General features: G+C 31.6%; 21 protein-coding genes and 1 pseudogene. 14 read left to right on the forward strand and 8 right to left on the reverse strand.

Annotation, left to right across the window (positions count from 1 at the left end; genetic code table 11):
• Position 1: 1 nt before the first annotated feature.
• Complete coding sequence (locus tag ISP02_RS11685) at positions 2-1,456, reverse strand: CoA-acylating methylmalonate-semialdehyde dehydrogenase (protein ID WP_195721707.1); 1,455 nt, start codon at positions 1,454-1,456, stop codon at positions 2-4.
• Positions 1,457-1,612: 156 nt separating this feature from the next.
• Here ISP02_RS11685 and ISP02_RS11690 point away from each other — a divergent pair, with 156 nt between their 5' ends.
• The 5 genes from ISP02_RS11690 (at position 1,613) to iolG (ending at position 7,069) form a co-directional block, all read left to right on the forward strand.
• Positions 1,613-2,374, forward strand: coding sequence for a DeoR/GlpR family DNA-binding transcription regulator (locus tag ISP02_RS11690; RefSeq protein ID WP_195721708.1), 762 nt, complete (start codon positions 1,613-1,615; stop codon positions 2,372-2,374).
• Between the two features lie 127 nt (positions 2,375-2,501).
• On the forward strand, positions 2,502-3,536 hold the full coding sequence (locus ISP02_RS11695) for a Gfo/Idh/MocA family protein (RefSeq protein WP_195721709.1): 1,035 nt from the start codon (positions 2,502-2,504) through the stop codon (positions 3,534-3,536).
• Positions 3,527-4,435 (forward strand): myo-inosose-2 dehydratase, encoded by a 909-nt coding sequence (iolE, locus tag ISP02_RS11700; RefSeq protein ID WP_408020138.1) that lies wholly within the window; start codon positions 3,527-3,529, stop codon positions 4,433-4,435. The genes ISP02_RS11695 and iolE overlap by 10 nt, the downstream gene beginning before the upstream one ends.
• Positions 4,436-4,474: 39 nt before the next feature.
• The gene (locus ISP02_RS11705) at positions 4,475-6,070 is read left to right on the forward strand and encodes a solute:sodium symporter family transporter (protein WP_195721711.1); all 1,596 of its coding nucleotides are present in this window, start codon (positions 4,475-4,477) and stop codon (positions 6,068-6,070) included.
• A gap of 6 nt (positions 6,071-6,076) precedes the next feature.
• The gene (gene iolG / locus ISP02_RS11710) at positions 6,077-7,069 is read left to right on the forward strand and encodes an inositol 2-dehydrogenase (protein ID WP_195721712.1); all 993 of its coding nucleotides are present in this window, start codon (positions 6,077-6,079) and stop codon (positions 7,067-7,069) included.
• 50 nt (positions 7,070-7,119) lie between these two features.
• Here the strand turns inward: iolG and ISP02_RS11715 are convergent, their stop codons facing one another.
• Together ISP02_RS11715 and ISP02_RS11720 are read right to left on the reverse strand one after the other, a co-directional pair.
• A complete protein-coding gene (locus ISP02_RS11715; RefSeq protein WP_195721713.1) occupies positions 7,120-8,145 on the reverse strand; it encodes an NAD-dependent formate dehydrogenase in 1,026 nt (341 codons plus the stop codon).
• 176 nt (positions 8,146-8,321) lie between these two features.
• Entirely contained in the window at positions 8,322-8,681 is a 360-nt protein-coding gene (locus tag ISP02_RS11720) for a DUF2294 domain-containing protein (RefSeq protein WP_195721714.1), read from the reverse strand.
• Between the two features lie 229 nt (positions 8,682-8,910).
• On the opposite strand from ISP02_RS11720, the gene ISP02_RS11725 reads away from it, so the two are divergent.
• Entirely contained in the window at positions 8,911-9,756 is an 846-nt protein-coding gene (locus tag ISP02_RS11725) for a sialate O-acetylesterase (RefSeq protein ID WP_195721715.1), read from the forward strand.
• Positions 9,757-10,072: 316 nt separating this feature from the next.
• Here the strand turns inward: ISP02_RS11725 and ISP02_RS11730 are convergent, their stop codons facing one another.
• On the reverse strand, positions 10,073-10,567 hold the full coding sequence (locus tag ISP02_RS11730; RefSeq protein ID WP_195721716.1) for a TetR/AcrR family transcriptional regulator: 495 nt from the start codon (positions 10,565-10,567) through the stop codon (positions 10,073-10,075).
• 153 nt (positions 10,568-10,720) lie between these two features.
• Between ISP02_RS11730 and ISP02_RS11735 the strand changes: the two genes are divergently transcribed.
• Positions 10,721-12,022, forward strand: a complete 1,302-nt coding sequence (locus tag ISP02_RS11735) for an alpha/beta hydrolase (RefSeq protein ID WP_195721717.1) — start codon at positions 10,721-10,723, stop codon at positions 12,020-12,022.
• Positions 12,023-12,511: 489 nt separating this feature from the next.
• Here the strand turns inward: ISP02_RS11735 and ISP02_RS11740 are convergent, their stop codons facing one another.
• Positions 12,512-13,393 (reverse strand): LysR family transcriptional regulator, encoded by an 882-nt coding sequence (locus tag ISP02_RS11740; RefSeq protein WP_195721718.1) that lies wholly within the window; start codon positions 13,391-13,393, stop codon positions 12,512-12,514.
• Between the two features lie 105 nt (positions 13,394-13,498).
• Between ISP02_RS11740 and ISP02_RS11745 the strand changes: the two genes are divergently transcribed.
• From ISP02_RS11745 to ISP02_RS11755, 3 genes are all read left to right on the forward strand, one after another.
• Positions 13,499-14,449 (forward strand): ketopantoate reductase family protein, encoded by a 951-nt coding sequence (locus ISP02_RS11745; RefSeq protein WP_195721719.1) that lies wholly within the window; start codon positions 13,499-13,501, stop codon positions 14,447-14,449.
• A 73-nt stretch (positions 14,450-14,522) separates the two neighbouring features.
• Entirely contained in the window at positions 14,523-15,254 is a 732-nt protein-coding gene (locus ISP02_RS11750; protein WP_195721720.1) for an acetoacetate decarboxylase, read from the forward strand.
• Positions 15,255-15,281: 27 nt separating this feature from the next.
• Positions 15,282-16,214 (forward strand): 3-hydroxyacyl-CoA dehydrogenase NAD-binding domain-containing protein, encoded by a 933-nt coding sequence (locus ISP02_RS11755; RefSeq protein ID WP_195721721.1) that lies wholly within the window; start codon positions 15,282-15,284, stop codon positions 16,212-16,214.
• Positions 16,215-16,379: 165 nt separating this feature from the next.
• On the opposite strand, the gene ISP02_RS11760 is transcribed toward ISP02_RS11755, so the two are convergent.
• Complete coding sequence (locus ISP02_RS11760) at positions 16,380-17,297, reverse strand: ribokinase (protein WP_195721722.1); 918 nt, start codon at positions 17,295-17,297, stop codon at positions 16,380-16,382.
• Positions 17,298-17,318: 21 nt separating this feature from the next.
• Entirely contained in the window at positions 17,319-18,203 is an 885-nt protein-coding gene (locus ISP02_RS11765) for a MurR/RpiR family transcriptional regulator (RefSeq protein ID WP_195721723.1), read from the reverse strand.
• A gap of 239 nt (positions 18,204-18,442) precedes the next feature.
• Here ISP02_RS11765 and ISP02_RS11770 point away from each other — a divergent pair, with 239 nt between their 5' ends.
• The 3 genes and pseudogenes from ISP02_RS11770 to ISP02_RS13055 form a co-directional block, all read left to right on the forward strand.
• The gene (locus ISP02_RS11770; protein WP_195721724.1) at positions 18,443-19,396 is read left to right on the forward strand and encodes a sugar phosphate isomerase/epimerase family protein; all 954 of its coding nucleotides are present in this window, start codon (positions 18,443-18,445) and stop codon (positions 19,394-19,396) included.
• A 42-nt stretch (positions 19,397-19,438) separates the two neighbouring features.
• The gene (locus ISP02_RS11775) at positions 19,439-20,644 is read left to right on the forward strand and encodes an MFS transporter (protein WP_195721725.1); all 1,206 of its coding nucleotides are present in this window, start codon (positions 19,439-19,441) and stop codon (positions 20,642-20,644) included.
• Between the two features lie 440 nt (positions 20,645-21,084).
• Positions 21,085-21,301: pseudogene (locus tag ISP02_RS13055) on the forward strand (recombinase family protein); the annotation flags it as partial.
• Positions 21,302-21,315: 14 nt separating this feature from the next.
• On the opposite strand, the gene ISP02_RS11780 reads toward ISP02_RS13055, so the two are convergent.
• A complete protein-coding gene (locus ISP02_RS11780) occupies positions 21,316-21,870 on the reverse strand; it encodes a TetR/AcrR family transcriptional regulator (protein WP_195721726.1) in 555 nt (184 codons plus the stop codon).
• A gap of 152 nt (positions 21,871-22,022) precedes the next feature.
• Between ISP02_RS11780 and ISP02_RS11785 the strand changes: the two genes are divergently transcribed.
• Complete coding sequence (locus tag ISP02_RS11785; protein ID WP_195721727.1) at positions 22,023-22,700, forward strand: SDR family NAD(P)-dependent oxidoreductase; 678 nt, start codon at positions 22,023-22,025, stop codon at positions 22,698-22,700.
• Positions 22,701-22,795 lie beyond the last annotated feature (95 nt).

Here is a 22,795-nt window from a genome sequence, read left to right on the forward strand (position 1 = left end):
CTTAAAATTTAGACGTATCATGTCTTGCTGTTACAACTTTTCTATGAGTATAAAATTCTATGCTATCTTTACCGTTACAATGTAATGATCCGTAGAATGAAGACTTCCATCCAGAGAATGGGAATATAGCCATTGGTGCTGGAACACCTAAATTAATACCTAACATGCCTGCATCAATTGTTTCTCTAAAATATCGAACAGCTGATGCACTATCAGTGAATAAGCATGCACCATTTGCAAATTCAGATTTATTAGCTAATTGTACCCCTTCTTTTAAGCCACTAACTTTAACTAAAGATAATACCGGTGCAAATATTTCATCTTGCCAAAGCTTCATATCTGTTGTGACATTTTCAAATATAGTCGGTTTAACAAAATAACCTTCCTCTAAATTATCTTCACGACCATCTAATAATATGTCTGCACCTTCTTCGATACCTTTCTTAACATAATCAATCGTACGTTCTTTATTTTCTTCACGAATTACAGGTCCTAAAAATACGTTATCTTCAAGTCCATTACCAATTACTATTTCTTTACTAGCCTGTACTAATTTTTCTTTAAAGGCATCATAAACACCTTCTTCTACTGCTATAACAGCAGCTGCCATACATCTTTCTCCTGCTGAACCAAATGCTGCTCCAATAATGTCTTTAACAGCTTGATCTAAGTTAGCGTCTTTTAATACGATTGTATGGTTTTTAGCGCCTGTTAAACATTGGGCACGTTTTAAATTATCTGTAGCTTTTTTATACACGTATGCCCCTACTGGTTTAGAGCCAACAAAAGAAACACCCTTGATATGTTCATTTTCACAAATACCATTCACTACATCATGTGCGCCGTGAACGACATTAAATACACCTTTAGGTAAACCAGCTTCTTCTAATAAATGAACTAGTTTATTTACAAGTAATGGTGTTTTTTCTGAAGGTTTAATGATAAATGTATTACCCATTGCAATAGCCATCGGGAACATCCAACAAGGGACCATCATAGGGAAGTTAAATGGAGTGATACCTCCTATTACACCAATTGGATATCTATAGTTTGTTCCTTCGATATTTGTTGCTATACTTGATAAAGAATCACCCATCATTAGTGAAGGTGCTCCGCATGCAAATTCAACATTTTCGATACCTCTTTGAACTTCACCTAAAGCTTCAGTAAGATTTTTACCGTTCTCCTTAGTAATAATTTCAGCTAGAGTATTTTTATTTTCGATGAGTAATTGTTGGAATTTAAACAATATACGTGCTCTTTTAGGAACAGGCACTTCTTTCCACTGTTCAAAACTTTGTTGTGCTATTTCCGCAGCGTAATCCAACTCTTCTCTTGTAGATACTGGAACTTTTGCAATTAGTTCTTTTGTTGCGGGGTTGAAAACATCAATCTCTTCCTTAGCTTTTGATTCTATCCATGACCCATTGATATAATTTTTTAACGTATTTACCATAAAAAATGCCTCCTTCGATTTTTAAGTAATCGCTTACATAGGAAAACAAAAAAAATAAATTGATGAACTTTTGATTACTTGTTGGTATAATGTTAATTAAATACGGGAGATTTGTCAATTATCATATAGCAAATTTTATTAAAAAGGAGAATTTATTTGAAATCAAAAAGAATATTAAAAGTTGAAAAGTACGTACAGGACAACGAAACTGTTTCTATAGAAGAATTGACTGAAGAATTTAATGTTTCTATCAATACAATTAGAAGAGACATCAACGAACTAGTTAAAAGAAATAGTGTTAAAAAGGTATACGGGGGAGTTAAAAGTACTGATAATCAAGAAACTAAAGCAATTGATTACTCAGAAAGAAATATTGAAAACTATGAACACAAGAAAAATATAGGTTACTTAGCTTCACAATATATAAAAGCAAATGATGTAATCTACATAGATACCGGCACTACTACAATTCATATATTAGATAACATCGATGAAAACTTGCCATTTACAATTATTACTAATAGTTTAGATGTAATTAACAAAGCAACTAAATTTAATAATGTTTCTCTTTTTATCATCGGCGAAAAATACAAAGCTAGAACACGTTCATTCACTGGAGTGAAAAGCCAAAGTATTGTAGATAAATTTAATATAAAAAAAGCATTTATGGCTGCAACAGCCGTAAATATTAATAATGGATTAACGAATGCTGAAATTGAAGAAAACTTTATAAAACAAGCTGTTATCAAGCAATCTGAAGAAAAGTACGTGCTTGTAGATCATTCAAAAATCAATAAATCAACACTGTTAACATATACTGAATTAGCAGATATCGATTATTTAATTACAGATAAGAATCCTGACAAGGAATTCCTCGAATATTGCCAAAACCATGATGTCACAATCAAAACAAATTAATTTTTGATTAACTATTGGTTGTTTTTTGAATAAATTTTAGTTTTTTGATTGACCCCTCCTCAAAAATGTAATACATTTCTATGTAAGGGCTTACTTTTAAAGCGCTTTCATAGAAGGAGGAGTATATATGACACAACTAAAAATTGGACAAGTTGGGCTTGGGCGTTTAGGACGTATACATGCCCAAAACTTATCCAAATATATAATGAATGCTGAATTATTTGCTGTAACTAGTATAGTTCCAGAAGAGTTAGACTATGCTAAAAATGAATTAGGCGTTAAACATTGTTATACATCATATACTGAAATGATTAATAATGATGAATTAGATGCAGTAATTATTGTTTCACCAAGCGGTTTCCACACTGTACAAATCTCTCAAGCACTAAAGAAAGGTTTGCATGTGTTTTCCGAGAAGCCTATTGGCATTGATTTAACTACAATAAACAACTTACTTTCAGAATTAGATAATCATCCTAATACAGTATTTCAACTAGGTTTTATGCGTCGCTTTGATGATTCTTATTTATATGCTAAAGAGGTTATTGAACGTGGTGACTTAGGAGAAATCACATCAATGCGTTGTTACGGCATTGATCCAAGTGAAGGATTACCAAGCTTTATAAACTTCGCTAAAAATAGTGCGAGTGGTGGCATTTTCTTAGATATGTCTATTCATGATATTGATTTAGTAAGATGGTTCACCGAATCTGAATTTTCTACAGTTTATGCGCTTGGTAATAGTTTAGCTGCACCTCAATTAGCAGATTACAATGAGCTTGAAACTGGCGCCTGCTTAGCAACTCTTGAAAATGGCGTCATCGTTTACTTGTTAGCAGGTCGAAATGCTAACCATGGATATCATGTTGAAACTGAAATAATAGGAACAAAAGGTATGATTCGTATAGGTAATGCACCCGAAAAGAATTTAGTCACTGTCTATGATGATAACGGTGTAATCAGACCCACTTCAACACACTTCCCTGAACGCTTTAAAATAGCCTTTATAAACGAACTTACAACTTTTGTAAATTCTATTATTAACAACGAAAAACCTACTATTACAGGCAACGACGGGTTAAAAAGCACTGAAGCTGCCATTGCCATGCAAGAATCATTTGAAAAAAATGAAGTAGTGAAATTGGTAGGTGCTTGTATATGACAACAAACATAAAATATGGTTGTGCCCCAATTGCATGGACGAATGATGATTTACCTGAATTAGGCAGTAATAACTCTTTTGAACAATGTATTAGCGAGATTGCTTTATCTGGATATGTCGGTACTGAAATCGGAAACAAATATCCTAAAAACCCTAAAGAACTCAATTCTTATCTTGCTCCAAGAGGTTTATCTGTAGCTAGTGCATGGTTAAGTTTGTATTTAACTACTAAGCCTTTTGAAGAAAACAAAGACCAATTCATTAAGCATAGAAATTTTCTCTATGAATTAGGTGCAAAAGTAATTGTTGTAGCTGAACAAGGTCATAGTATTCAGTGCAATTTCGACAAATCTCTGTTTAAAGATAAACCTACTTTTAACGAAAATGAATGGTCGCTTTTAGCAGATGGATTAGAAGAATTAGGTAAATTAGCTCAAGAAAAAGATATGCACATTGTCTACCATCATCATATGGGCACGGGTGTCCAAACAACTGAAGAGATAAATAAACTCATGAGTCTTACTAATCCAGATTATGTCTCGCTATTATTCGACACTGGCCACTTAGTCATGTCTGGTGAGGAACCTTCAGAAATATACAAGCAACATCACAATAGAATTAAACACATTCATTTTAAAGATATTAGATCGAATATTAAACAACATGTTATACAACAAAACCTCAGTTTTTTAGAAGGTGTTAAGAAAGGCATGTTTACAGTACCTGGTGATGGTGATATTGATTTTAATCCAATACTAGACTTGATAATTAGCTCGAATTATTCAGGATGGATTATCGTTGAAGCCGAACAAGATCCGTCTGTAGCAAACCCGTTTATTTACGCCAAAAAAGCAAAAGAATACATTTCTCAATTATCAAATAAGTTAAATTACGCATAAATACGTTACTGTATTCATGTATTAAAGGGGTAGTTCATAATGAATATGTTCTCAGTAATATCTTTTATCATTGTTGTAGTTGTAATTGGAGGATATGCTTACTTTAGAAGCCGTAAAATCAATACTAAAAATGCGGACGGGTATTTCATGGGAGGACGAAGTCTAACGGGTTTCACGATTGCTTCTACCATTATCATGACAAATCTTTCGACAGAACAAATCGTGGGTCAAAATGGTCAAAGCTTCAAAGCAGGTATGGAAGTAATGGCATGGGAAGTAACTTCGTCTATTGCAATTGTGTTATTAGCTTTAGTATTTTTACCTAAGTATTTTAGATATGGTGTAGATACTATATCAGACTTTATAGAAATGCGTTTTGATACTTTTACTAAAAGACTTGTATCACTACTCTTTATATTTACATATGTAGTGTCATTCTTGCCCGTTGTTTTATATTCCGGTGCATTAGTTTTTAATAAAATTTTCAATATTAGCGAATTACTCAATGTTAGTGATTTAACTGCCGTAATATTAATTTCTAGTGTTATTGGTCTCGTCGGTATGCTTTACTTATTTATAGGTGGTTTATCTTTAAGCGCACATAGTGACTCAATATATGGTATTGGCCTTTTAATCGGTGGATTATCCATACCGATTCTAGGATTAATTTTATTAGGTAATGGTAACTTTTTACAAGGCTTTGATCACGTAATACAAAAGACACCAGAAAAACTTAACGCTTTCGGAGACATTGATTCTAAGATAGTTCCTTGGCCAACATTATTTTTCGGTATGTTTTTCAATAACTTATTTTTCTGGTGTACTAACCAAATGATAGTTCAAAAATCATTGGCAGGAAAAAACTTGAAAGAAGCCCAAAAAGGAACTTTATTTGTCGGAATATTCAAAATTTTAGGTGGTTTATTCTTAGTTTTCCCAGGTGTTCTAGCCTTTAACTTACTTGGTGGAAGTATTGATAATCCTGACAACGCTTATCCTTTATTAGTTAACGAAGTATTACCAAAATGGGCTTATGGCTTATTTGGTGCAGTTATTTTCGGTGCTATATTAAGTTCATTCGTAGGTTCGTTAAATAGTACTACTACTCTATTCTCTTTAGACTTTTATAAATCAGTTATCAACAAAGAAGCTACTAATAAACAAGTATCTAGAGTTGGTAGACTTGTAACAATAATTGTTGGTGTGGTTGTTGTAATTTTAGCTCCTATGATTTCTATTTTCCCACAAGGTTTGTATGCTGTAGTACAAGAATTTAATGGCCTTTATAATATGCCGGTATTATTACTCGTACTAACTGGATTTTTTGTTAAGCGGACATCTCGCACTGGTGCTAAAGTAATGTTTATCTCACATATTGTTATGTATGGACTTTCGAAAGTATTTTTAACTGATATACATTTCTTATATGTTTTAAGCGTATTATTCTTCATTGATTTAATTATTATAAGCTTATTCAATAAATATAATCCAACTAATACATTCGACTTTAAAGTAAATTATGCAAAAGTAGATTTAACGCCCTGGAAACATAGATACATTTTAAGTGGTTTCATTGTATTAGCAGTAATTATTTTATATATATTCTTTTCACCAATTGGAATAGCTAGGGGGTAGCTAATCATGTTAAATATAGGAGTTATTGGTGCTGGCCGTATAGGTCGCCTTCACGTTAATTATTTAAAACAAAGAAAAGATATTAATCTTAAATGGATTTCAGATTTATTTTGTGACAAACTAGATAGTTGGATTAAAGAATCAAACATTAGTAATAAAACTAAAAACTATCAAGATATAATGAACGATCCTGAAATCGATGCTATTATAATATGTTCACCGACAAATACTCACGTCGATATTATTAAAGATGCTTGTAAAAAAGGAATTCATGTTTTTTGTGAAAAACCTATTAGTTTATCACTCAGCGAAGCAGAAGAAGCTGTAGAAGCAGTTAATGCATCAAATATCAAACTACAAATGGGTTTCAATAGACGTTTCGATAAAAACTTCAAACTATTACAAGAACGTCTTTCAGATGGAGAACTCGGAAATATTCAAACACTACGAATTACCTCAAGAGACCCAGAACCACCACCATTAGAATATGTTAAAAATTCAGGTGGTTTATTCATGGATATGTCGATTCATGACTTTGATATGGCACGTTATTTAATGAACTCAGAAGTTACTGAAGTTTATGCCAGTGGTGGTGCTATGATAAATGCAGAAATTGAACAGTATGAGGATATCGATACTGCTATAATCACTTTGAAATTTGAAAATGGCGCATTAGCAGTGATTGAAAATTGTCGCCGTAGTGTTTATGGTTATGATCAAAGAGTAGAAATACTAGGTGATAATGGATTAATTAGTGTTGATAACACACAATCTTCTACACTAACATTCCATAAAGCAGATAGTATTTCAACACAGAATCCGCCTTACTTCTTTTTAGACAGATATTCAGAAGCATATGAAGTCGAAATGAATTATTTTATAGATGCTATTAAAAATGATAGTGATGTTTTATGTTCTATAGAAGATGGTTTAGCAGCACAAAAAATCGCAGTTAAATGTAAAGAATCTCTGAATAAAAAACCTGCTAAATTGCAATAAAACAACCCGGCAAAGTTAAACTTTGCCGGGCATTTTTTATTTTCTAAATTTTATTTAGTTTTATAACTTTTACTAGTGATTTGGCCACCGTCTACGATAATGTCTTTATCTTGGAATGGTTCGTTATTGAAGAAACGATTTAAGATATCTTTTACCCCTTCTTCAATACGTTCTTGTGCTTCTAGCGTCATACCTGAATAGTGTACAGTCATCGCATTTCTTGGCATTGTTCTCCATGGATGATCAGCTGGTGCTGGTTGAGGGAACCAGACATCACCGGCATAACCTTGAATGTGTTTAGCTTCTAATAATTCTACTAAATCCTCTGTATTCACTATTTTACCACGTGCTGTGTTTACTAAATAGCTACCGTCTTTCATTTTACTTAAAACGTTATAATTGAATAAATCATCTGTGTCTGGAGTTAGTGGTGCATGGATTGTAATAGCATCACTTGTTGCTACAAGTTGTTCAAATTCTACAAATTTAGAATGATCATTATCTTTTTGGTTGATTGGATCATAATGTTGAATTGTAACATTAAATGGTGCTAAACGTTCTGCAACAAGTTGTCCAATTCTACCAAAGCCAAAGATACCAATTGTTTTGTTTTGTAATTCACGCGCTTGGTTACCTACACGTGATAGGTTCCATTCGCCTTCTTCTGATTGTCTATGACCTTCTTCATAGTTACGTAGTAAAATAAGCAGATCCATAACAGCATGTTCTGCAACACTTACAGTGTTGCTACCTGTTACTTCAACAACACCAACATTGTGTTCACTGGCAGCTTGTAAGTCTACATGGTCTGAACCTACGCCAGCAGTAATTGCTAATTTTAAATTAGGCGCTTTTTCAATACGTTCTCTAGTCATATAAGCAGGATAGAATGGTGCACTTATTACTACATCCATATCTGCTAAGTGTTTATCTAAATCTGCCTCGTTATCAGTTAATATTACTAATTCATGTCCTTTTTCAGCTAAAAATGGTTTTAGACCAATCGCTTTTTTCGTGTTAAGTGTTTGATTTTCTTCGCCCTCTACAGATTCTGGAAATAATGCTACTATTTTCATTATATTCACTCCTATAAATTATTTTTTTAGTCGAAAGCACTTATAACGTTTAAGTTTAATGCCTAATAATTGCGCATTAAAAAAATACCTGACGCCGTTTGCACATACCACCTCCTTGAATAGTCTCTATTCAAGCGTAGTTAGCAAACAGCACCAGGTACCTTACACCAGCTAGCTTATTCTATTGATTTATCGAATACAAATATTGATACAACTTCATCATCAGCTAAATCAACATCTGTAAATAATTTAACAAATTTTGCTCCGACCAGTTCTTCCATTTCTTTTGGCGGTTGCTCATCGTATAATCTTTTAATTTCCTCAGTTCGCGCATAGCGCAACATCTCTTCATTGCGTTCATCTTTTAAATAAAAGTGTTCAACTTTACTTAACGCACCAGTCATAAAAGCTATAGCCCAACTGCCTACAAATGAAACATCAATTTTTTTAGGACCTTTGCCGACATGGTTTTTACGATAGGAACGCACTAGATTTGCAAACGTCTGTTCTTTCTTGTGCTTATCTATGTGACTCACCTAATTCATTTATGAATTTTACAGGATTTATATTGCCTTATAATTTTATTATATTACTCTTAATAAATTATTCAAGTGTCATGTTTAAGCTATTACTAAATTTATTAATTATAATAATTACACAAGCATATTATATTATTATAAATACAACTTTATTAAACAAATAAGTTTGCGTATAATAAACGCAACTAAATAAAAATGCTTACCTTAAGGAAAGGGGCTAAGATTAATGAAATCAATTTTACTAATAGGACAATCTAACATGGCAGGAAGAGGCTTTATTGATGAGGTTGAACCTATCATTAACGAAAATATTAAAGTGCTAAAAAATGGACGTTGGCAATTTATGGAGGAGCCTATTCATAGTGACCGCTCTGTTGCCGGCATTGGTCCAGCGTCTTCTTTTGCGGCATCGTGGGTTATGGAACATCCTACTGAAACGTTAGGTCTAATACCTTGTGCTGATGGTGGCACTACGATAGATGATTGGGCACCCAACCAGCCTTTAACTCGACATGCTATTGCAGAAGCCAAGTTTGCTATGGAAACAAGTGAATTAATAGGTGTTTTATGGCACCAAGGAGAGTCTGATAGTAACGACGGAAAATTTAAACTCTATGAAGATAAACTTATCAATTTGATACATCATTTACGTAGTGAACTCAATAACAACACGTTGCCTTGTGTTATTGGTGGCCTTGGTGACTATTTGGGTCAGTCAGCTTTCGGGCAAAGCGCAACAGAATACGCTGAACTAAATCAAATATTCAAAAATGTTTGCATCAATGAATCAAATTGTTTTTATGCTACTGGAGAACGATTGGAAGCCAATTCGGACGGCATTCATATTAACGCTGAATCGCAAAGAATCTTTGGTCTCCGTTATTATGAAGCATTTAGTAACGAACGTAACATCTTAGAACCTCTCCCCGACGAACATGAACGCGTGCAGCAATTATATAAGCGCAAATTAACCAAAAATGAGCAGATGTATATCCAATTAGCATTGTTTTCTAAAGATAAAATCTCCTTCGATACTTTTAACGAGCGTATGGCAAATATCAATAATTCATAAAAAGCACCCTCACTACTTAATCATCAAAGTAGTGAGGGTTTTATTGTTAATGGAAGCACATAGGATAAAAGGATAAAAAATCCTCAAATACAAAATAATTAACACCTGCAAATAATAATCTAAGATTTAAGATAGTAAAATTAATTTTAAGTTATAAATCCTTCCGATAATTCATCGATTATGTACATTAAATATTGATTTTTCATCCATTTGAATATTGTATTTTTGCTTAATAACGACAGTATTAGGGATCACCCTCTGTATACGCTTTACTTAAATGGCATCTTTTAAAGTTCAAATAATTATAAATATCAGGCTATCTCAACGCTTTTAATATTATATCAACTATTTGAGTTTTATCAGTCTCAAAATCATCTTCAATCCAGTAGCTAATTACACCTTCTAAGCCATGCGATAGCAGTGCATTTTTGAACATAAGGCTTTTTATTTTATCCTGTTCTTTGAAAAAGTATTTGGCAAATGTAATATGAAAATAATGCAAAAGGTCTTGTTCTTTTAATGTACTAAAAAATATAGGGTTTTTTTGAACAATATAAAGGATAAAATTTAACATTTGTTCATCTGTCACTATGGTCTTTTGAAAGTAAAATGAATATTCAGTGAAGATAATTTCGTCTAATTTAACAACTATTAAATCTTCTTTGTCATAAAAATGACGGTAAAAAGTGGGACGGGATGTACCAGCTTTTTGACAAATTTCATTAATAGTGATTTTATTATTTTTCTTTGTTTGAAGCAGTTGATAATAAGCATCTGCTAAGCATATTTTAAGAAAGTTACTTTGTTTCACGTTACAAATACCCCCTTATTGTTACAAAGTACTATATGACTCTTGGATTACTTTTTTCTCTACTATAATATTAATATTTAGGAATAAAAATAAATATTATGATTTGAGCTATTAGCAAAGTTATAACTTTAAAATAATAAAGGGCAGGTTATTATGAAATTACAACATTTTCTCGATATTTTTATATTTATTATTAGCATTACCCTGTTTGTACTGTTTAGCAGACTCTACTTAATCATACCCTTTGTTTTATTAGCGTTATTGTTACGTATAATAATTGCTTATAAAAACAAAAGAGGAAAGCTACAACACTATTCTCTAATACTAATTTTTATTTTGATGTTATTAACGTTACTATTTAACAATTATCTTTTTACTATATTTACAACTATCGTTACAGCTATAGTATTTCTAACCTTTATTTTAAATAACATAATTAAAAATAAGAGTAGCACAAAATCACAAAAACTGTTAAAAGCGTTTGGCTTATTAGGTCTGTTTTTTTTAATTCTTGGCTATATTATCTTAGCTTACAATAGTATAAACCCAGATACTTTAACGCGCGAATCAGAACGCATATTTCCAGGTAAAGTAGTAGCTGATAAATCGGTTAAAAAAAATGAAGATGGTTCTATCTATTATAAAAATTTAACCTATCCATCCAAATATCAAAATAATAAAATGGATATTTACACTCCAAAAAAAGCTAAAGGTACAATTTTTTATGTCCACGGTGGTGGTTTTGCTTTTGATGATAAATCTGAAAGGGAAAAGTTCCTTTTTCGTTATGTAAAATCGGGTTACAATGTAATAAATATTAATTATCAATTGGCCCCAAATGCTCGTTATCCTGAAACAATTGAACAAGTTAATGATGCACTTACTTTTATTAGAGAACATACAAAACAATATAATATAAATATGAATAAAATAGTTTTTGCTGGTGACTCTGCTGGTGGACAACTTACTGGCCAACTTATTAATTTAATGAATAATAAAGAATATGCAAAACAAGTAGGCATTACTCCTGCTAATCATAGTAGCAATTTTCAACCGAAGGGTTATATCGCTATAGGACCTCTTATCGATTCTCCCAAAATTGCTAATACTGATTTTTTCTTAACCGATTGGCTATTTGATACTCTTGGACGTAGTTACTTTGACACAACTGATGTACTTCATTCTGAGAAGGCTAAACAAGCATCGGTTAGTGATCATGTAACTAAGGACTTTCCACCAACATTTATAAGCGATGGGAATTTTGGCACTTTCACAAAAGATAATAAAAAATTTGAAAAAAAATTGCATAAGTTAAATGTGCCTGTAAATAGCCAGTTTTATGATCGGTCAAAAGGAAAGTTGTTACATGTTTATGAACTAGATTTGAACAATAAATATGCACAAAAAATTCATCAAAAACATTTGGATTTCTTAGATAATCTTTTTAAAAAGTAATGTTCTTCTATTATAGAAAAATTCTTAAAAAAAGAGGATAGGCGTTATCAAGACAAAATCAAATATTAAAACAAAAGAGAGACTCTTTCGACAAGGAGTCTCTTTTAATATACATACTGATAATCATTGGTTATTTTAATCTCTAGATAATGATTTCCTTAATTAAAAGTTAAAAAACTACTTAAAAAGAGGAATTCGATAAAATATAAATAGCATAGCTATAGATAGGTATTGGGCTTTAATTGGATTATTAGGCGAATCTAATATTAACTTTAAATGATGAGAAACGGCTGTTCATGAATGGGCAATAACAAAGTTATTTAATTAACTGTTAATTGTTTTTCACTACACAACAAGACATGAATTTGTTGTTTTTTCATTTTAAAGGGTATTTTAAATTTTTGTGCTTCTTTTAAATATTTCCAATGTTTCTTCTACCGTTTGTATACTCTTTTATGGTGCTTTTAATAATAAAGCCAACTATTTTATCTAAACGACATAGACATGTTTATTTGTTTTCAAATAATTTTCAATGAATTGATACATATCTGAATTTGCTTCGTTTAATATGCTTTGTTTTACTGTAGATAAGTATATCAAAGTATGAACAATTAAGTCTGATTGTTTAAGATAGGGCAAATTCAACTCTTTACACATGCTTACAGGTATAAAAGCAAAGTATTGCCTTTGCTTTGCCATAGGTTTAATAAACGTACCATCGACATATGTAATATTATTAATATTAACGTTCATATTATTTAATTGATTTTTTATCAAATTATTATAATCGTCGTTATGAGAAGGAAAAATAAACGTTTTATACAAATTATTATCGTATATAAAATTTGATTTTTTATTATCGTATTGCTTTGGGTAAGTAATTACAATATCTTCTCTAATAATTGGATGACTATTAATGTCAGGGTGGGATATTTTCATTGAACTTAAAGCAAATTGGATATCATAATTTAACAATTTTTGAGTGATTTGCCCCATTGTTTCTATTTCACAGTTATACATATATTGTGGATTAAATTTAATGTATTTATCAAATAGATCAGATATAAGACGACTATGTGAAGAAGCAAATGAAATTGTATTTTGTTTGTTTTCTTCATTTTTGTAAATTAAATCTTCTGCCTTATTTAATTCATTCATAATATTATCTGCTGATTTTAATAATATTTCCCCATTATCCGTCAAAAAAATATTCCGCCCTTTTTTATGAAATAAATCAATTTTCAATTCTTGTTCTAACTTTTTAACCATCATACTTAAAGCAGGTTGGCTAATTTTAAGTTCTTCAGCAGCTTTAGTATAATTTAAATGTTTCGCTACGCATTGAAAGTACTTTAAATGTAAGAGTTCCAAAAAGTGCCTCCTTTATCCTATAAGCTCTATCTTATATATCTATAAAATATATGTATTAGTATATATTAGTTTAGAGGTGTAGAGTAGTAATTGAGGTGATAGTTAATGAACATAGCAATTTATGGAGCAGGTTCTTTAGGAACAATTATGGGAGCTTACTTATCTACAACTGACCATACAGTCGATCTTATAGATAATTTTGAAGAACATGTTGACTTACTAAATGAATCTGGAGCAACTATAACAGGTACGACTGATTTTCATATTTCTGTCAATGCCATAAAACCCGAAGAAATTAATAAAACATATGACTTAATTTTACTACTAACGAAACAAACTTATAATAGAGACGTTTTATCATTAGTGAAGAATATTTTGAGCAAAGATGGTATATTATTGTCTTTACAAAATGGTGTCCCAGAAGTAGTTGTTCAACAGTATATACCCAAAGAACATATTATTGCGGGTTCTGTAGAATTCGGAGCTACATTTAAAGAACCTGGTGTTTCTGAATTAACTACTGAATATGATGCTTTTAAAAATTATGCACTTCAAATCGGTGAGCTTAATGGTGAAATAACTGATAGATTAAAAGAACTTAAAAACGTGTTAGATAGTATAGGAAATGTGCATTTATCTGATAACTTAATGGGAACAAAATGGTCTAAATTATTAATTAATTCTGCATTTAGCGGCTTATCTGCAGCATTGAATTGCACATATGGTGACATATTAGATAATAGGATTGCATTTACTGCAGCTATGCATATTGTAGACGAATGTATAAAAGCAGGACATGCCAATAATGTTCAATTCGCGAATATGGGTCATCATTCAATAGAAATTTTTGAAAACCTTAATCATTCTGATCAATTAAATGATCTTATGAAACCTAATAGAAGACTTGAGGCAAGTATGCTTCAAGATTTAAGAAAAAATAGAAAAACTGAAATTGATTATATAAATGGTTTAGTTGTATATGCAGGCAACAAAAATAATATTTCTACTCCTTTTAATCAAATAATAGTTGATACAGTATCAACTGCATCAACATAGAAAACACTTCCAGATTTTGATAATACTCTACGAAAATTCAAAAAAATAATATAACTTTAAGAGGTGAAATACTATGAAACAAGAAGATGTCAAAAATCTAATTACAACCCCAGTTAATGCACCCGTGTTCCCACAAGTTAATCCATTTTATAGAAACAGAGAATATATAAATGTTATTTATGAAACTGATGTAGAAGCTTTAAAAGCTGTAGTACCAGAACCCCTAAAGGTTACAAGTAATTTAATAAAATTTGAAATTATCAACATGCCTGATAGTACAGGATTAGGATCTTATATGGAGGCAGGACAAGTTATTCCTGTCGAATATAAGGGAGAAAAAGGTGAATTTTATTTAAGCATGTATGTAGATAATCAAGGAGCTATAGCATCCGGTCGAGAAATTGCAGCTTTTCCTAAAAAGGCTGGCCAACCTAACCTTTACGTAGATAACGATGTTATAGTTGGTACATTAGATTACGGATCAATACGTGTAGCACAAACTACCATGGGTTATAAATACTTTAGTATGGAAAGCAAGGAAGCTGAGTCTATAATATCTCAACCCCAATTTATGTTAAAACAAATGCGAGATTATGACGGGCAACTTATTAAAAGTGAGTTAACACGAAGTCAAATTACTAACTTTGAAGTGAAAGAAGCTTACCGATCTCCCGTAAGGCTTCAATTGTTCGAACATGTAATGGCACCGCTGGCTGATTTTCCAGTACGTAAAATCGTAGACGGACAACATATTATTGCTGATTTATATTTAGGACGTCCTGAAGTAATTCATAACTATTTATAAAAATCATTTTATATTGGAGGAGTATTTATGAGTTGTCATAAACAATTCAATCCAATAACTATTATTGGAGCAGGAGTCATCGGCACATCATGGGCTGCTTTATTTTTAGCTAATGGATATGAAGTTAGAATTAATGATATTAGTAAAACATTAGAAGATGATGTGATAAATGGTATTAAAAATATAGAACCTACATTAAAGACTTTAGGTTATGATACAAAAGATCTAGGTAAGAAATTAATTATTGAAAAAAATCAATCTGAAGCTGTAAAAGGTGCAAAAATAATTCAAGAAAATGGCCCAGAAAATATAGAATTCAAACAAAATCTCTACCAAAATTTAGAGAAATATGCTGATGAAGACGCCATATTTTTAACTTCTTCATCTTCTATACCAGCGTCTATTATTTCTGAAAAAATGAATAATCCAGAGAGAATGTGCGTAGGACACCCTTTTAACCCTCCTCACCTCATTCCTTTAGTAGAAATTGTACCTGGAAAAGCTACGTCTGAAATTACACTTAACAAATCAAAAGAATTTTATGAATCACTTGGTAAATCACCTATTATTTTAAAAAAAGAAATTAACGGTTTTGTGGCTAATCGTTTACAAGCAGCAATATTTCAAGAATGTATAAATTTAGTCCTAGAGGGTGTCGTTAATCCTAAAGATTTAGATACAGTTGTTGACAGCTCATTAGGTTTAAGATGGGCTGCCGATGGTCCTTTCTTATCATTTCACCTAGGAGGAGGAAATGGCGGTTTTGAAGACTTTATGAATCATTTAGGAAAAAACATGCCTGATTTATGGAAACAGCTAGGTCATCCCGAATTAAACGAAGACAATATAGAAAAACTTATCACTATGGTAAATAAAGCTTACAAAGGATTGTCAATTTCTGAATTGTCATCTCAAAGAGATAAAAAACAAATAAACATAATTAATGCATTAAATAATTAAGGTATAAATATCATAAACCATTGTTATTAAGCCAAGTTTTATTATGAAACAATTAAAAGACTCCTTTTACAAAGGAGTCTTTTTTAGTATAACTTCTAATAATTTATACTGTATTAATGCATTTATTTAATTATATCTATCAACTTCTCTATATACTCCTTAGTCTCAACTAGTGCTGTTATCCATTTTAATACAATCTCTTAGTAATGGAAAAGATTCACTTCCCCCTTTTTGTTTGACAGTCAAAGAGCTAACGTTATTTGCGAAGTGAATCACATTTTTTATCGAATATCCTTGAGATAATCCATAAACAATACCACCTATAAAGGAATCACCTGCGCCAGTAGTATCTATCGCTTCTACTTCGTTAGATGGTACGTGAAAATTATTATTAGCATCTTTTAATACAACCCCTGATTTTCCTAAAGTGATAATAACAGTCGTATGTACTTTAGAATGTAATAATTGTGCTGCCTCAAATGCTTGATCTATATTATCAACCTTTTTATTTACCATGAACTCAGCTTCTGTTTCATTTACTACTAAATAATCTAACATCTGTAAAATTTCGAGTTTTATACTTCTTGCTGGAGCATTATTTAAAATTAAGGTCGCATTTTCATTGAAATTCTCTATTATATACTCATTAATAAATTGAGGTATCTCTTGTTGCAAAATGATATAATCTGCAGATTTTAATAACTCAGTTTCCTTTTCAATATCTTCTATAGTTATTGTATAGTTGGCCCCTTTTAAAATAGTACTATGATAATCACCATCATAAAGTACATTCACTAAGCCTAATCCGCTTTGTCCTTTACGCTTTATTTTATCAGCATTAACACCCGCTGATTGCATCGAACCAATAAGTGCATCACCGAATCTATCACTTCCAACTTTACCAATGAGTGTCGTTTCTAATCCAAGCTTAGCACATTGTACAGCTTGGTTAGCACCTTTGCCACCTGGACCTTGTATTATATCATCTGCATATAATGTTTCGCCTTTATAAGGCAAACGTTCTTGCGTTAAAATCAAGTCATAATTCAGACTTCCTACTACTACAACTTTTATATTTTTCATTTGAATATAAGCCCCTTTTATTCAATAGCGGTAGTCTTTCACAACATCACTTGTTTTAGTTAGGCTTTCTGCATAATTTTCCGAGCCTTTAATAGCTAGATTTGTATAAAGCGCATCTAAAATTGTTAATTGTACAACGCGTGCAGCTGCATTTTCACCTGTTATAGGTGCATTTTGGGCTGTTGAAACTAAATTTATTTCAGCTGCTTTAGTAATTTCGCTATTCATATAATTCGTAACACTAATCGTATGAGCGCCTCTATTTCTTGCAGCTTGTATCACATTTACAATATGTTGTGTTGTTCCAGAGTGAGACACCCCCAAGACAATATCTCCGTCATTTATTAGTGAAGTAAACATAAGTTGCATATGGGAGTCTTTGTACACGTGTGAGACAATACCAATTTTTAGTAACTTATGTTGAAAGTCTTCACATATAACTGAAGAACCACCGCTACCGACTAGTATAATTTTATTATTTTCGTCTTTTTCTTTAAAAATCTCGCATGCTTTATTGAAAGCATTGTAATTAAAAATATCTAATGTCTCTTGAAGTGCTAATATCGCATTAAGTAATACTTTTTCTGCGATTAAATCATTAGAATCTCCCTTCTTAAATTCAGAACCTTCTTCATAGGCTTCTACATTATGAGTACTGTCAATGTATGCTTTAATTAATCTCTTTAATTGTAAATACCCATCACACTGTAGTTTTTTACAAACTTTGGTAATCGTGGCTTCACTTATTTTTAAGTGAAGCGCAACGTCACTAATCGTACTATCAGCTAAAGTTTCATAGTTATTCGCAATAAATTGTGCAACCCTACGTTCCTTATTTGCTAGAGAAGGTGAAATGCTTCTTGCGTATAAAATAATTTCTTTACCAGTGAATATTTTATTTTCCATATAGAATTTCCCTTTCATTGGATACGTTTTATTTATGTTATCACAAGATTATAGTTTCCATCTATATATTTTACTTTTCATTTTACAAAAGTAAAATATCATAGCGTTAATAACCTACAATAAAATATTTTCGGTAAATTATTTTATTATATTTTACTTTTTAATGAAATATACTTATTATTTTCAATAACCAGTGAACATTAATTGGATACGTTAACAATTTGAAGGGATGATTATAAATGAAATTTTCAACAAGATTAAATTCGTTTAAAAATAAGCCGAAATTATTTTTTGAAAGTGAGGAAATAATCAATACTGTTTCATTAATAAAAAGAATGGCTGAGGTAGAAGGATTAACACATGTAGAGCTCAATTATCCAGAGCATTTCCAAAAGAATACTGTTTCTGAAATCAAAACGGCATTAGAGAAACATCATTTAAATGTTAGTGGCGTGGCGCTTAGATTTAGTGAAATATATGATGATGGGGAGTTTACAAATCCCAATGAAATTATTCGTAATAAAGCAATTACAACCACAAAAGAAGCTATTGAAACTTGCGAAGAGCTAGGTGGGTCGACGACAACAATTTGGCTTGCTAATGACGGGTTTGATTATGCGTTCCAAGTAGACTATGAAATTGCTTGGGATAAGACTGTTTCAGCTTTACGTGAAATTGGTGAACAATATCCGGACATGAATATTAGTTTTGAATATAAACCATACCAGCCAAGATCCTTTTCATTAGTGGGAGATATTGGATTAACACTTTTATTATTGGATGATGTGAATTTACCTAATTTTGGTGTGACTCTAGATTTTTGCCATATGCTAATGAAGAAAGAAAATCCAGCCTATTCTTTAGCACTTGCTGCCAAGAAAAATCGCTTAATGGGATTTCATTTAAATGACGGTTATAAGGATAATGATGATGGTCTCATGCTAGGTAGCGTTCATCTATTACAAACAATAGAATTTATATACTATGCCATAAAATATAAATATGATGGTCTAATTTACTTTGATACTTTTCCTATTCGAGAAGACCCAGTTAAAGAGTGTGAAAAAAATATAAAAATGTATAAAAAAATCGAAAGCATTATACATGCTTATGGTTTGGAAAATATTGAAAGTTTAATTCGTTCCAAAGATGCGACAGAAACCCAAGAATTTTTGTACTCACTTTTAAGTTAATGATTATACCATGAAAGTTTAATTTCAAAGGGGATGTTTTATGTGTTTAGAAAAATAGGTCTTCCTAAAAATCTACTTTGGGGATATATTGGCCTAGTATTGTTTATGATTGGTGATGGAATTGAACAAGCTTGGTTAGTTCCATATTTAGTAGACGAAAATATGCCTGCTACAGCTGCATCATTTCTTATAACAATCTATGGTGTTACTGTTACTATATCTGCTTGGTTATCCGGAGTTTTTGTTCAAACGTTAGGACCAAGAAAAGCGATGTTATTAGGAACTATAGCCTTTCTAATAGGTAGTATAGGCTTTATTGGATTAGGTATGTATAGTTTAAATTATTATATTATGGCCCCGTTTTATGCCGTCAGAGGTTTTGGTTATCCTATGTTCGCTTATTCATTTTTAGTATGGATAAATTACAGTGCCCCATTAGATAAAAGGAGTACTGCCGCTGGTTGGTTTTGGTTTATGTTTTCATTAGGACTAAGTGTTTTCGGTCCATTCTATGCTTCACTAGTGATACCAATAATGGGACATATAAACGCTATGTGGACAGGTATTATTTTTACTATAGTTGGTTCATTTTTAGCCATTATTGTTAATAAAGATCGTGTTCCACAATCAGAAATTACTGCTTTCAAATTTTCAGAGTTAATTAAAGCAGTTACAATTATTAAACGCCCAATTATCGCAATGGGACTTATAGTAAAATCAATTAATGGATTTGCACAATATGGTCTATTACTATTTTTACCATTGTATTTAAGAGAATTTGGTTATACTGACACAGAGTGGTTAAGAATGTGGTCTACAATATTTACAGTAGCCATTTTCGCCAACTTATTCTTTGGATATATTGGAGATAAATGGGGTTGGCGTAAAACGATACAATGGGTTGGTGGCGTATTTTATGCCGTTGTTATGCTTTTAATATATTTTGCACCTATGACAATCGGTCATAATTATTGGTTAATGAGTCTAATATTAAGTCTCTGTGGTATAGGTATGGCTGGGTATGTACCATTGTCAGCACTATTTCCACTGCTCGCGCCAGACAATAAAGGTGCTGCTATGTCAGTATTAAACTTGGGAGCAGGCCTTAGTACATTTATAGCACCAGCTATTGTAACTTTATTCTTTGAACCGTTTGGTGCTGGCGTCGTACTATTTATTTATTCAGGTTTTTATATTTTAAGTGCGGTTCTTACACCTTTCTTAAAGACACCCCAAGAATTAAATTAATAATTTAATTCTGTCTGTTTGTAATTTTGTGTTCTCACTCATTATGATATTGTAAGGTGAGTGACAAATAGAGTGTCTACACGTTAAACGCCGAGCCCGATAACTATGTCAGTAGTAGTTATCGGGCTCTTGTTTGGTGTACTGATTATTCATCAACGGCTTATTTATCACGCTTGTTTGACTAATGTGATAATAACGTGATTATGACTCTATGATAGGACCTACAAGTGATACAAATAGAATGTTTAACATGGCGTCACTTCTTTCCATGTTAGTTGAAACACAGAAGTAAAACATCGACTTTTATATTAACCATCTGTATCTTTTGAAGCATATCCACTTCAGGTAAGTTGAATTATGTTAGTAAGTACGTTCCCCAGTGCTCAATATTATAGTAACAATACAAGTAACACATGTGTTATCAAATTTGTGTAATAAGGAGTGCATTCGCTAAACCTGAAACTAACTTATTAAGTGAACTTACTAAAAAAAGGGTTAGAAGCAGCTCGTGCCAGAGAACGGTATGAGGGCCCCTTCGATACTAAATCATAAAAAAGAGAGACTAAATTCTTATACGATAAACAAAAACTTACAGGTCCAGTAATTACTAAACAAACGGGTGTTAGTCGATCCACTGTTTATAGCATACTAAAATAATATATTTTCTATAATTAAAGTCTCCCAATTATAAATAATGCAATTTTCTTAGCTAATGCTTCATTCTCTATCGCTCTATTATTATCCACTAACTGTAATGCACCTTCATGAATCATTTGTGCAAAAATAGGAACAAATATTTCTTTTTCATTATCTGCGTAAACGCCTTTCAAACTTTTTGCTAAAACAATGTTCAACTCGGTTAATATTTTTTCTCTCATTTGAGGTAATGCTATACCAGCATAGCTACTTCGGCATTCAATATTAGGTTCTTGATAAAAATCATGAACTGCTAAAATGAGTTGACTTATACTTTCTTGATTGAAAATCATACCATCTGAAATATAGTTCTCAATAGAAACTGTAGCAAAACTTTCCATAATATAGTCTATTAAATCATATTTATCTTCAAAGTGCGCATAAAACGTAGCTCTGTTTACTCTAGCGCTTTTTGTGATATCCGCTATTGTTATTTTCTCAAAATCTTTTTTATTAACCAAACTAAAAAAGGCATTAACTAATGATTGTTTCGTATGTGTCATTCTCAAATTTTTTACTTTTTCTGCCATTTGCATCACCTCCCCAACAATTTAAGGTTTTTGTTGCTATAGCAACATATAAGCATGGTTTGTTGATTGTTATATTATTTTATTAACTGTATATTTTATTTAAAGCAACACTTTGTTGTTTTAATATATCATAAACAAGGAGCTACTTAAAAATGAAAACAATTGTTATTGTAGGCGCAGGTACTGGTTTAGGACTATCTATAGCTAAGAAGTTTGGTGCTGAAGGGTTTAAAGTAGCAGCGATTTCTCGAAATGCCGAGAAATTAAAAGTTATTCAAAAAGAACTAAGTAACTTAAACATTGAAGCAAAGACTTTTATAGCTGATATTGCAAACTTGCAATCATTAAAACAATCTATCCAAGCAATTAAAGTTGAGTTTGATTCGATTGATGTCATAGAGTTTAGTCCTTACGCACAAGAAGATAAATTTACAAATGTATTAGAAACTACGCCGGAGAGTGTATCAGAAATGTTGGGGACTTATCTATTTCCATCAATTCAGTTAGTTAACGAAGTTTTACCAGATATGATTAATAAAGGAAGTGGATCAATTCTATTTACAACAGGCGTATCTACAATATTCCCTTTACCTTTTGCTGGAAATGCTGGAATTATAGGAGCTGGTTTGCGTAATTATGCTGAAAACCTCTACAATGAAATGGAAGAAAAAGGCATATTTATCAGACATCTTTCAATAGGAACGGTCATAGAACCAGGAACAAAGGGTGATCCAGATTTTATTGCAGAAGCCTGGTACAATTTATACAACAAAAAAGAAAAGTTTGAAGAAACATTTCCACAGGGGCTTAAACAATCTGATATGTTCTAATTAGTGTAACGCACATAATTGATAAAGTATTATTAATATATTAATTAAATGATTTTCCATTCCTCTCCATTGTGATGTCCTAATACATCTAACGA

This window comes from Staphylococcus durrellii, from assembly GCF_015594545.1.
Classification (GTDB): Bacteria; Bacillota; Bacilli; order Staphylococcales; family Staphylococcaceae; genus Staphylococcus; species Staphylococcus durrellii.

Excerpts from the sequence above, each read along its gene's own strand:
- ISP02_RS11745 (WP_195721719.1), top strand. The coding sequence starts at position 13,499 with ATGAACATAGCAATTTATGGAGCAGGTTCTTTAGGAACAATTATGGGA.
- ISP02_RS11695 (WP_195721709.1), top strand. The coding sequence starts at position 2,502 with ATGACACAACTAAAAATTGGACAAGTTGGGCTTGGGCGTTTAGGACGT.
- ISP02_RS11765 (WP_195721723.1), bottom strand. The coding sequence starts at position 18,203 with ATGGAAAATAAAATATTCACTGGTAAAGAAATTATTTTATACGCAAGA.
- iolG (WP_195721712.1), top strand. The coding sequence starts at position 6,077 with ATGTTAAATATAGGAGTTATTGGTGCTGGCCGTATAGGTCGCCTTCAC.
- ISP02_RS11755 (WP_195721721.1), top strand. The coding sequence starts at position 15,282 with ATGAGTTGTCATAAACAATTCAATCCAATAACTATTATTGGAGCAGGA.
- ISP02_RS11785 (WP_195721727.1), top strand. The coding sequence starts at position 22,023 with ATGAAAACAATTGTTATTGTAGGCGCAGGTACTGGTTTAGGACTATCT.
- ISP02_RS11770 (WP_195721724.1), top strand. The coding sequence starts at position 18,443 with ATGAAATTTTCAACAAGATTAAATTCGTTTAAAAATAAGCCGAAATTA.
- ISP02_RS11780 (WP_195721726.1), bottom strand. The coding sequence starts at position 21,870 with ATGGCAGAAAAAGTAAAAAATTTGAGAATGACACATACGAAACAATCA.
- ISP02_RS11725 (WP_195721715.1), top strand. The coding sequence starts at position 8,911 with ATGAAATCAATTTTACTAATAGGACAATCTAACATGGCAGGAAGAGGC.
- ISP02_RS11760 (WP_195721722.1), bottom strand. The coding sequence starts at position 17,297 with ATGAAAAATATAAAAGTTGTAGTAGTAGGAAGTCTGAATTATGACTTG.
- ISP02_RS11705 (WP_195721711.1), top strand. The coding sequence starts at position 4,475 with ATGAATATGTTCTCAGTAATATCTTTTATCATTGTTGTAGTTGTAATT.
- ISP02_RS11735 (WP_195721717.1), top strand. The coding sequence starts at position 10,721 with ATGAAATTACAACATTTTCTCGATATTTTTATATTTATTATTAGCATT.
- ISP02_RS11750 (WP_195721720.1), top strand. The coding sequence starts at position 14,523 with ATGAAACAAGAAGATGTCAAAAATCTAATTACAACCCCAGTTAATGCA.
- ISP02_RS11715 (WP_195721713.1), bottom strand. The coding sequence starts at position 8,145 with ATGAAAATAGTAGCATTATTTCCAGAATCTGTAGAGGGCGAAGAAAAT.
- ISP02_RS11685 (WP_195721707.1), bottom strand. The coding sequence starts at position 1,456 with ATGGTAAATACGTTAAAAAATTATATCAATGGGTCATGGATAGAATCA.